At 73.3% G+C, this 10,532-nt stretch carries 8 protein-coding genes; 6 read left to right on the top strand and 2 right to left on the bottom strand.

What is annotated here, in order from left to right:
• Positions 1-233: 233 nt before the first annotated feature.
• From ABZ862_RS35585 to moeZ, 5 genes are all read left to right on the top strand, one after another.
• Positions 234-896 (top strand): hypothetical protein, encoded by a 663-nt coding sequence (locus ABZ862_RS35585; RefSeq protein WP_360967782.1) that lies wholly within the window; start codon positions 234-236, stop codon positions 894-896.
• Positions 897-1,090: 194 nt separating this feature from the next.
• Entirely contained in the window at positions 1,091-2,074 is a 984-nt protein-coding gene (locus ABZ862_RS35580; RefSeq protein WP_360967779.1) for a hypothetical protein, read from the top strand.
• 133 nt (positions 2,075-2,207) lie between these two features.
• Positions 2,208-3,167 carry an NAD-dependent epimerase/dehydratase family protein gene (locus ABZ862_RS35575; RefSeq protein WP_360967777.1) on the top strand — a complete coding sequence of 320 codons (960 nt, stop codon included), beginning with the start codon at positions 2,208-2,210 and terminating at the stop codon, positions 3,165-3,167.
• The gene (locus ABZ862_RS35570) at positions 3,155-3,904 is read left to right on the top strand and encodes a spherulation-specific family 4 protein (protein ID WP_360967774.1); all 750 of its coding nucleotides are present in this window, start codon (positions 3,155-3,157) and stop codon (positions 3,902-3,904) included. The genes ABZ862_RS35575 and ABZ862_RS35570 overlap by 13 nt, the downstream gene beginning before the upstream one ends.
• Positions 3,905-3,967: 63 nt before the next feature.
• Complete coding sequence (moeZ, locus tag ABZ862_RS35565) at positions 3,968-5,146, top strand: adenylyltransferase/sulfurtransferase MoeZ (RefSeq protein ID WP_360967772.1); 1,179 nt, start codon at positions 3,968-3,970, stop codon at positions 5,144-5,146.
• Between the two features lie 92 nt (positions 5,147-5,238).
• On the opposite strand, the gene ABZ862_RS35560 is transcribed toward moeZ, so the two are convergent.
• Positions 5,239-6,792, bottom strand: a complete 1,554-nt coding sequence (locus ABZ862_RS35560) for an alpha/beta hydrolase (protein WP_360967769.1) — start codon at positions 6,790-6,792, stop codon at positions 5,239-5,241.
• Positions 6,793-6,943: 151 nt separating this feature from the next.
• The gene (locus tag ABZ862_RS35555) at positions 6,944-9,700 is read right to left on the bottom strand and encodes a lysylphosphatidylglycerol synthase domain-containing protein (RefSeq protein WP_360967766.1); all 2,757 of its coding nucleotides are present in this window, start codon (positions 9,698-9,700) and stop codon (positions 6,944-6,946) included.
• 186 nt (positions 9,701-9,886) lie between these two features.
• On the opposite strand from ABZ862_RS35555, the gene ABZ862_RS35550 reads away from it, so the two are divergent.
• Positions 9,887-10,273, top strand: a complete 387-nt coding sequence (locus tag ABZ862_RS35550; RefSeq protein ID WP_360967763.1) for an MGMT family protein — start codon at positions 9,887-9,889, stop codon at positions 10,271-10,273.
• Positions 10,274-10,532 lie beyond the last annotated feature (259 nt).

Here is a 10,532-nt window from a genome sequence, read left to right as displayed (position 1 = left end):
CGCGTCGTCGACCAGCAGTTGCTGCACCAGCTCGGTCATGTGCGCCCCTCGTCTGTCTTCCGCGTCCCCGTGACGCCGCCGTTATCCGTGACGGCACGTCCCGCTGTGAGCCGCCGTGTCGACGGGGGCTTCCCTTACGCGAGATCGGGGGTGTGCGCGTGCGCATCGGACTGCTTACGGAGAGTGACGGTCTCTGTGCGGGCGGAGACGCCGGATTCCGGTGCGACCGGCTCGTGCGCGGGCTCGGGCGGCACGACTTCGACGTCCACGCACTCAGCTGCACCGCCCGGCGAGAGACACCCGCCCGTCGGGACGCACCCGCCCGTCGAGAGGCGGCCGCCGCCGGCCGGGGCGCCTACGGCCGCCGTGCGCGCCGGCGCTTCGCCGCACGCTGCGCCGACCTCGTCCGCGACACGCCCGGACTGACCGCCGCGCCGCGCCCCGAGGACACCGTCCGCGCCCTGGAGCGAGCCTGCCGGGCACCGCGCGCCGTCCGCGCCGCGCACGAGGCGCGCGTGCCCGGTCTCCTCACCGTCGCCACCCGCCTCGGACACACCCCGCGCCCCCTCTCCCCCGACCGGTACGGCGACGACGCCCTCGGCCGTGCCGACCTGTGCCACGCCGCCTCCGGCGGGACGGTGGCCCTGCCCGGACTGCTCGCCCGCCACTTCTGGGGCGTACCGCCGCTCGTCACCGAGTACACGGTCCCCCTGCGCACCCACCGTCTGACCGCCCGCGCGGAGGAGGCCCACGTACCCGGCCACCGGACGTACCCGGCGGACCGCACCACGCCGCTCGACGTGCTCGGCGGCGTCCTCGGCGGTCCCAGCCGCTCGGCCGGTGCACAGGTACGGGCCGCGGCCCTGCCTCCGACCGCTCCGGAGGGGACGCGATGAGCCGTCCGGACCGTCCCGGCCCCGACCGCCGGCAGACACCCTCGCCCGGCCGTCTCCCCGAGCCCGTGTCCCCGCTTCCTCCGCTTCCCCTCTTACCCGGCCGGAGCGAGCCCGAGCCGCGGCCCCCGGCGCTTCCCGGGGGTGCCGAGGACACGCGGCCGGGGCCGGAACGTCCGGGCGGCGGCGCGGACCCCGTGAAGGCGCTGACGCACCGGCACCGCGACGTCCTCTCCCTCGCCGAGGAGACGGACGCACGCGTGCCGCGCGACGACGGGTCCGCCCCGCGGACCACGCCCGCCGCCGGCCCCGAGGCGCGCACCCGCCGGATCCTGCCGCCCCTGCTGCCCGGCGCCCTGTGCGCGGTGGCGGTGACCGGCGTCCGGCTCACCGACGGGCACCGGCGCCTGGCCGTGGCCGCCACCGGCCTCCTCGCCGTGGCCCTCGCCCTGCAATCGGCCCTCCGCCACGGCCCCCTGAGTCTGCCGGCCGGTACCCGTGCGCAGCGCACACCGCCGTGCACCCGCGTCTGGACGTGCTGGCTCCTCGCTTACGCCCTCCTCGGAGACGGCCTGCTCGGCGCCATCCTCCGCGGCGGCCCCGACAGCCTGCCCGACGGCACCGTCCACGGCCCCTGGCCCACGGCCACCGCCCCGGTACTGGCCCTCGCCCTGGGCTTCGCCCCGGCGGCCTGGAGCGCACGGCTCCTGACCGTCCGGGCCCGCGGTGGTCTGGCGGCCGGCCGCGGACCCGCGGAGTTCTCGCAGTCCGCGGCGTCCCCGCTGCCCGGCACACTCGCCCTGTTCCTGGCTGTCCTGACAGGTCTGCTCGCCCTCAGCGGTGCCCTCCTGCACGAGCCCGCACGGTATGCCGAGGGACTCGCCCTGGGTGCCCTCCTGCTGCTCGCCCGCCTGCTCACCGTCCACGGCTCGACCCGCGCCCCCGCACTGGCCATCGGGCTCACGGCCGGTACCGAGGCGGCCGCGCTGGCCCTGCCCCTCACCGCCCGCCTCCCCGGCTGCGCCGTCCTCGCCGCACCCATGGACCTCCTGGCGGACACCTGGGGCCCCGGTGGCATCCCCGCGCTCGTCTGCGCGGCCGCCGCCCTGGCCCTCCTCGTCCCCGCCACCCGCGCCCTGACCAGGGCCTCCGCGTACGCCGCACCGGGCGACGCGCCATGACCTCACCCCCCACGCACCACCGAGGCGGGCGACCGCCTCACCCCGTTGAAGGAGAACACCAGATGACCACCTCCCGATCCGGACTGTCCGGAGCATCCGGAACCACCGGAGCGCACACCGCGGGAGCCGCACGATGAGGGTCCTGCTGATCGGAGCCAACGGCTACCTCGGCCGCTTCGTCGCCGACCGCCTGCTCGCCGACCCGGCCGTCCAGCTCACCGCGCTCGGCCGCGGCGACGACGCCGACGTCCGTTTCGACCTCGCGACCGGCAGTCCCGGCGCACTCACCCGTTTCGTCGACGCCGTGCAGCCGCAGGCCGTCATCAACTGCGCGGGTGCCACCCGCGGCGGTGCGCGCGAACTCATCCGCCACAACACCGTCGCCGTCGCCACCGTCTGCGAGGCCCTGCGCCGCAGCGGCTGCGGCGCCCGTCTCGTGCAGGTCGGGTGCAGCGCCGAGTACGGGCCCAGCCAGCCCGGCTCCTCCACCGCCGAGGACGCCGTGCCCCGGCCCGGCGGCCCGTACGGCGTCAGCAAGCTCGCCGCCACCGAACTCGTCCTCGGCTCCGGTCTCGACGCCGTCGTCCTGCGCGTCTTCTCACCCGCGGGGCCCGGCACACCGGCCGGTTCCCCGCTCGGCCGGCTCGCGGACGCCATGCGCCGCGCCATGCAGTCCGGCGACGGCGATCTCAAACTCGGCGGCCTGGGCGTCCAGCGCGACTTCGTCGATGTGCGTGACGTCGCCCGCGCCGTGCACGCCGCCTCGCTCTCCGCGGCACAGGGCGTCATCAACATCGGCTCCGGGCGCGCCGTGCGGCTGCGGGACGCGGCCGCCGTCCTCGCCCGGGTCGCCGGATACGGCGGTGCCCTGAACGAACTCGACGGACCGTCGGGCCCGCTGCGGGCCGCCATCGGGCACCCCCGCACCGACCCCGACCACGTGCCGCCCCTCACGCACCCGTACCCGGACGGGTGCGGAAGCTGGCAGCAGGCCGATGTGCGCACCGCGCGCGACCGGCTCGGCTGGCGGCCCCGCATCAACCTCGAGGAGTCCCTCGCCGACATCTGGATGGAGGCGGCATGCCGCCTGTGACCGGTGCGACGGGAACCTTCACGAGCACCGGTGTCCGTACCGGCCTCGGGGTCCCCGCCCTCGCCCATCCCCTCCTCGCACCCGCCGAGTGGGCCGGACTCGCCGACCCCGGCGCACCCCTGCACTGGGTCGTCCTCGACGTCGACTCCGGTCCGGGCGTGCGCCCCGACCCGTACTGTCTCGCGGCCACCGCCCGGCTGCGCGGCGCGGGCGTGCGGGTCCTCGGCCACCTCGACACCCGGAACGGCACCCGGCCCTTCGCCGAGCTGATCGCCGACGCGCAGCGCCACCTCGACTGGTACCGGGCCGACGGCTTCCTCCTGGAGCGCTGCCCGACCGGGCGTGCCTCGCTCCCGGCGGTCCGCCGCCTGACCGGCACCCTCCGCACCCTCCGTGACCAAGCCCACATCGTCCTCGGGCACGGCACCCACCCGTACCCCGGCTACGCCGAGAACGCCGACCAGCTCGTCACCTTCCGCGGCTCCTGGAACGACTACCGCTGGTCGGAGGCCGCGGAGTGGACCGCCCACTACCCGCCCGACCTGTTCTGCCATTTCGTCCACGGAGTGCCCCGCGGTCATCTCGACGAGGCGTTGCGTGTCGCCCGCTGGCAGGGCGCGGCCACGGTCTGCTTCACGGAGCGGACCGACCGCGGCGGCCGTGCCGACCCCTGGGAGGCCCTGCCCGGCTACTGGGACGATCTCATCTCGCGGATCGGAACAGGTGTCTCGGAATGAAGAAGCCCGTGGCAGTGTTACAGGCAGAACAACTGTAGTGATCGACCGACCAACGGAGTCCCCGTGTCGTTGCCACCCCTGGTCGAGCCCGCTTCCGAGCTCACCGTAGACGAGGTCCGCAGGTACTCCCGTCACCTGATCATCCCCGATGTCGGGATGGACGGGCAGAAGCGGCTGAAGAACGCCAAGGTGCTCTGTGTGGGCGCCGGCGGCCTGGGCTCGCCGGCGCTGATGTACATGGCGGCGGCCGGCGTGGGCACGCTCGGCATCGTGGAGTTCGACGAGGTCGACGAGTCGAACCTGCAGCGTCAGATCATCCACAGCCAGTCCGACATCGGCCGCTCCAAGGCGGAGTCCGCCCGTGACACCGTCAAGGGCATCAACCCGTACGTGAACGTGGTCCTTCACGAGGAGCGGCTCGAGGCCGACAACGTGATGGGCATCTTCAGCCAGTACGACCTGATCGTCGACGGCACGGACAACTTCGCGACCCGCTACCTGGTCAACGACGCCTGCGTGCTGCTGAACAAGCCGTACGTGTGGGGATCGATCTACCGCTTCGACGGCCAGGCGTCCGTGTTCTGGTCCGAGCACGGCCCCTGCTACCGCTGCCTGTACCCGGAGCCCCCGCCCCCCGGCATGGTGCCCTCCTGCGCCGAGGGCGGCGTCCTCGGCGTGCTGTGCGCGTCCATCGGCTCGATCCAGGTCAACGAGGCCATCAAGCTGCTCGCCGGCATCGGGGAGCCGCTGGTCGGCCGGCTGATGATCTACGACGCGCTGGAGATGCAGTACCGCCAGGTGAAGGTCCGCAAGGACCCCGACTGCGCGGTCTGCGGCGAGAACCCGACCGTCACCGAACTCATCGACTACGAGGCCTTCTGCGGCGTCGTGTCCGAGGAGGCCCAGGAGGCGGCGGCCGGTGCGACGATCACTCCCAAGCAGCTCAAGGAGTGGATCGACGAGGGCGAGAACATCGACATCATCGATGTCCGCGAGCCGAACGAGTACGAGATCGTCTCCATCCCGGGTGCCCGGCTGGTCCCGAAGAACGAGTTCCTCATGGGCACCGCGCTGGAGACCCTTCCCCAGGACAGGAAGATCGTCCTGCACTGCAAGACGGGTGTCCGCAGTGCGGAAGTCCTCGCGGTGCTGAAGTCCGCGGGCTTCTCGGACGCCGTGCACGTCGGCGGCGGTGTGATCGGCTGGGTCAACCAGATCGAGCCGCACAAGCCCGTCTACTGAGTCCCGGTCCGTCCTTCCTGCCGGTCCTGCCAGGTGACGGGGGTCGTGAGCACCATGGGTGCCCGCGGCCCCCGCCGCTGTCCGCGCCTTTGTCAGGAGCAGACCTTGCCGTCCTTCGGGACCGTGCCGTCGAGCAGATAGGCGTTCACCGTCGAGTCGACGCAGTCGCTCCCGTTGCCGTACGCCCCGTGCCCCTCGCCGTGCCAGGTGAGCTCCACCCCGACGCCCTTGCCCAGTTCGTCGGCCATGCTGCGCGCGCCCTCGTACGGTGTCGCCGGGTCGCCCGTGTTGCCCACCAGCAGGATCGGGGCGGCACCCGGCGCGCTGACCTCCGGCGTGTCGTGCTGCCCGGCCACCGGCCAGTCGTGGCACCAGCCTGCCGTGTCCCAGCCCAGGAAGTCCCCGAACACGGGTGAGATCCTCTCGAAGGCCGGCAGCAGCTTCTTCGTCTGCGCGGCGGTCGGCCGCTGCCGGTCGTCCAGGCACGATATGGCCCGCTGGGAGTGGGACGACGTGCCGTAACGCCCCGAGCTGTCACGCTCGTCGTACTGGTCGGCGAGTGCCAGCAGCTCCGAACCGTCGCCCTGCCCGGCCGCCTCGAGCGCGCTGGTGAGTTCCGGCCAGCTCGACTGGCTGTAGAGCGGCAGGACGATGCCGGTGACCGCGAGAGTCTGCGTCAGTTTCCGCCCGGAGGACGTCGGCAGCGGTGTCGTGTCGAGCCGCTTCAGCAGGTCCGCGATCTTCCGTGATCCCTGCTCCGGGTTCTGCCCGGTCGACCTGAGGTAGTCGTCGAGGGCTCGCTGGAAGCCCTTCGCCTGGTTCTCCGCGTGACCGACCGCGTCGGCACCGGGGTCCACGACCGCGTCGAGGATCAGCCGCCCCACCTTCTTCGGGAACAGGTGCGCGTAGACGCCGCCGAGTTCGGTGCCGTAGGAGATGCCGAAGTAGTGCATCCTCGTGTCGCCGAGGACCTGCCTCATGAGGTCCATGTCGCGGGCCGTGTCGGTGGTCGAGACATGCGCCAGCAGCTTGCCCGCGGCCTTCAGACAGCCCTTGCCGAAGTCCGCCGCGTCCTGGAAGTAGGCCTTCTCCTCGGCGGCGTCGTCGGGTGTCGCGTCGACGGACTCGGCGGCCTGGATCGCCTTGTCGCCCCGGCAGCGGAGGCCCTCGCTGCCACCCACCCCGCGCGGGTCCCAGCTCACCAGGTCGTAGCGCTCGCGCAGCTTGGAGACCGTGGCCGCGTACAGCGGCATCGTGGACACACCCGAGCCGCCCGGGCCGCCGAAGTTGAACAGCAGCGAGCCGATGCGCTTGCCTCCGTCGCCGCTCGCCTTCGCGCGGATCAGGGCGATGCCGATCGTCTCCCCGGTGGGTCTCGACCAGTCGAGCGGTGCCTCGAGCGTCGCGCACTGCCAGTCGCTGCCGGGCGCGGGGGAGTCGGCGGTGCCCTTGCAGCGGCCCCAGTCCAGCCGCTGCGAGGTCAGCGATGCCGGCAGGGCCCGGGTGCCGCCCGAGGACGGTGCCGTGGACGACGCAGCCGAGGAGTGCTTCTCCCCGTCCCCGCCCGGGCCCGACGATCCGCTGCCGCAGCCGGCCACCAGCAGCGCCGCCGCGAGTGCGGCCGTCCACCGTACGAGACGTGCCATGCGCATCCCCCTCACAGGCCCTCCGCACCGTGTCACGGAGAGCGGTCAGGCCATACTAGGCGGGTCGAGCCGAGCCCGCTTTGGCCTGTGGACAACCCTCTGACCTGCTCTTTCATGCAAGATGCGGGGGGCGGGACGCGGGGTGCGGCGGCTACAGGGCGCCCTTGCGCGTCAGATGGTTGAAGGCCAGCCAGCCCGGCAGCACCGGCAGCCACAGCGTCAGCAGCCGGAACAGCAGGACGGCCGGTGCCGCGACCTCCTTCGGCAGGCCCACGGCGATCAGACCGACGGTCAGGGTCGCCTCCACGGCGCCGACCCCGCCGGGCGTTGGCGCGGCGGAGCCGAGCGCGTTGCCGGCCAGGAAGACGACGGCGACGCTGGCGATGCTCAGCGAGGTCGACTGGTTGCCGAACGCGCGGATCGACGCGTCCAGGCACATCACGAAGCAGGCCGTCAGCAGCAGCATCCCGCCGATGCCGGTGACCAGCTTCTGCGGCCGCTGAAGCACGTCCAGCATGCGCGGCACCACGCCCGCGAACAGCGACCGCACGCGCGTGGCGACGAACTTGCGCAGGAACGGCACCGACGTCACCACCAGCACCAGCACCGCCACCGTCAGCAGGCCCGCGATGACCGTCCGGGACGGCGACAGCGACGGCGTCTTCTCCGTGCCGGTCAGATAGCCGAACGACAGCAGCATCAGGATGTGACAGCCGAGCCCGAACAGCTGCGAGGCGCCCACGCTGGCCACCGCGAGCCCCGGCCGCACCCCCGCACGTTGCAGGAACCGCGTGTTGAGCGCCACACCGCCGACCGCGGCCGGTGCCACGATCTTCACGAATGACCCGGCGACCTGCGCCGCCACGGTCCGCGGGAACGGCACCCGCTCCGGCACGAAGCCGAGCAGCGCCATCGCCGCCGCGACATAGCTGGCCGCCGAGAACAGCACCGCCGCCGCGACCCAGCCCCACTGCGCGTCGGCGAACAGGGTCCCGAACTCGATATGCGTGAGCTGCGACAGCAGGAAGTACGCGCCGATCGCGCCCGCGAAGATACTGAGCAGGGTGCGCAGCCGCACCCGCTCCAGCCGGGCGGGCTCCACCGGTGCCTGCGGCCTGATCCGCAGCACCTGGTGGCGGATCAGGGTGAGCAGGTCCTCCTCACGGGCCTCCTCCACCGCCTCGTCGATCGCCCGCTTCTCGGCCCGCGCCTCCGCGCGTACGGTCCGCTTGTCCGGCTTCCCGCCGGCCGCCGCACCGGACTCCTCGGACGCCTCGCCGAGCCGGGCCGTCTTGGCCTGCTGCGACGCCTCCAGCACCGCCTCACGCTCGCGCTGCGCGCGTTCCCGGGCGAGCCGGCGCAGCGTCCCGCGCGTGGAGCGCGTCAGCGCGATGGGCTGGAGCATGGGCAGGCAGTCGGCGACCTTGTCGGGCCCGAGCACCCCGACCGCCGACGACACCGCCCGTTCGGCGCCCACCCGCAGCCCGACCGTCGTCAGCAGCTGGGCGACGTCCATGCGCAGCAGCAGATCACCGGCCGCGATCTCACCGCCGCGCAGATCGGTGAGGATCACCGAGCCGGAACGGTCCACCAGGACGGCGTCACCGGCCAGCCTGCGGTGTGCGATGCGCCGGGACTGCAGCGCCTCCACCTGCTGCCAGGTGTGGCGCAGCAGCTCGTCGGTGATCTCCTCGTCGGCCAGCGAGTCCAGGGTGCGCCCGCCGGTGTGCTCGTAGACGAGCATCACCGCGTCCGGGCCGAGCTCGGAGGTCGCGATCAGCTTCGGCGCGTTCGCCCCGGCCGCGATGGCCGCGTACGCGAGCAGCGCCTCCTGCTCCAGGGCCTGGCGCAGCGACTGGAAGCTGCTGCGGGTGGCGAAACCGCGCAGGGCGAGGTTGCGCCAGGCACGGTAGAAGAAGCCCTGGGCCTGCTGCTCGCGGTCGACGACGGTGACGTCGAGCGGCGGGCCGTCCTCGAGGGTGACGAAGTAGCGCCTGCCCCGGTAGCCGTTCTCGGTGGCCTCCGGGCTCTCCTCGCGCGAGGCGGTGACCGGGCGGAAACCGACGGTGCGCAGGCCCGCCATGAGGGTGCGGCCGGTGGGCCGCACGTTCGGCGAGCCGACCGCGTACAGGGTGCCGTAGGCGACGGTCCACCCGATGAGCACCGTCAGGATGATCGAGAACGGTGTCGTGTAGCCGGTGACCAGCATGGAGAACGCGTCGAGGAGCAGCACGGTCCACAGCGCGGCGCGCCAGCGCGGTCTGCGGGACATGCCGACGGCCGTCATGTACGCGATGACAGGGGCCAGATAGCCGTGGACCGGGTCGGTCAGGGCGTGGAGGTCACCGGGGGAGGGCTGGGTGAGCGCCTCCTGGATCGAGTCGGGTGCCGCCTTGGCGACCCACAGGTCGGTGGCGAGGGTCACACCGTGCGCGAGGACGGCGGCCAGGACGCCGTCGGCGATCCGCAGCCCGTCCCGCTTGATCAGCCGCTCGATCGCGAACGCCACGGGGACCAGCAGGATCGCGATGCTGGAGACCAGTCCCGCGATCTTGGTCAGCAGGTCGGGGGCCTGGCCGGTGCCCTTGTTGATGTCCTGTTCGAGTCCCGACGTGGTGCCGTGCGCGAAGCCGGCGATCGCGAGCAGCACGATGACGGCGGCCACGCCCACCATGAGGCGCATCAGGTCGGAGGGCCGGTGCACGCGCGCGGGGAGCAGCGGTTCGTCGCCCTCGACCTCGTCGATGTGCGCCACGTCGGGGTCGCCGCCGGGACCGGGAGTACCGGAGGTCACCCCGTCACGGGCCGCCGTCCCGTCCTGCCGCCGCCCGCTGCCGCCGGTGTCCGGGCGCGACGAGGCGTCCGAGGGGCCCTCGGCGCCCTCGGGGTCCACACCCTGTTGCTTCATCGTCTCTTCTTGATCTCGTATCACCGGTCACCGCCCGCACGATGGTGGCACGTCCCACCGGCAGACGCGGGCGTCAGGGTGCGGCAGCGAGGGCGCACAGTCTGCCGGACGCGTCGCCGCGGGGCGAGGGACGGAGCGGTCGCGGGGCCCGCCGCGTTGTCGGTGGGGTGGGGCAGGATGGGGCGAATGAGCGAGGAAAGCCTTCCCCGGGCCGCCCGCCCCGACCACGCGGACGGCCTGCCGGACTATGCCGAGCGGGTCCTGGAGGTCGCGGAACGGATCCCGCCCGGGCGTGTCATGACGTACGGGGACGTCGCCGAATGGCTCGAGGAGGGCGGCCCCCGGCAGGTGGGCCGGGTGATGGCCCTCTACGGCGCCCCCGTCCCATGGTGGCGCGTCATCCGGGCGGACGGAATCCTCCTCCCCGGCCACGAGCAGGCGGCCCTCGCCCGCTACCGCTCGGAGGGCACCCCGCTGCGGGAGGCGAGCCGGTCGGCCGACGGGCACCTGCCGCGCGTCGATCTGCGGCGGGCCCGCTGGGACGGCACCGCGGGTGGGGAGGATCACAGCTGACGGCTTCCGGCACCGGGCCGTCCCGGAGGCGCTCCGTGGGCCGTACGGGTGACAGCGGGCACACGCACCCCATGCCGTACGTTCGAAGGGCGAGGGACGCGAGTGGCACGCCGGACGCGAGTGGCGTGCCGGGCGGACGAGCGGCCGGAGCCAGGAGCGACGCGGGGGAAGAAACGGAAGCACGTCTTCCGGGCGGTCCGCCGGCGTAGCGTCGACCGCGCATCTCCCCGTCACCCCGCGGCCACCGCTCGGCAGTCAG

Origin of the sequence: Streptomyces sp. NPDC047000 (assembly GCF_040644295.1) — a bacterium.
In the GTDB taxonomy this organism is placed as follows: domain Bacteria; phylum Actinomycetota; class Actinomycetes; order Streptomycetales; family Streptomycetaceae; genus Streptomyces.
Note: the sequence above shows the minus strand (reverse complement) of the source record. Positions and strands in the feature narration are given on the sequence as shown.

What these genes read in the sequence shown, in the direction of transcription:
- ABZ862_RS35570 (WP_360967774.1), top strand. Translation starts at nt 3,155, where the DNA reads ATGCCGCCTGTGACCGGTGCGACGGGAACCTTCACGAGCACCGGTGTC.
- ABZ862_RS35550 (WP_360967763.1), top strand. Translation starts at nt 9,887, where the DNA reads ATGAGCGAGGAAAGCCTTCCCCGGGCCGCCCGCCCCGACCACGCGGAC.
- ABZ862_RS35575 (WP_360967777.1), top strand. Translation starts at nt 2,208, where the DNA reads ATGAGGGTCCTGCTGATCGGAGCCAACGGCTACCTCGGCCGCTTCGTC.
- ABZ862_RS35560 (WP_360967769.1), bottom strand. Translation starts at nt 6,792, where the DNA reads ATGGCACGTCTCGTACGGTGGACGGCCGCACTCGCGGCGGCGCTGCTG.
- ABZ862_RS35555 (WP_360967766.1), bottom strand. Translation starts at nt 9,700, where the DNA reads ATGAAGCAACAGGGTGTGGACCCCGAGGGCGCCGAGGGCCCCTCGGAC.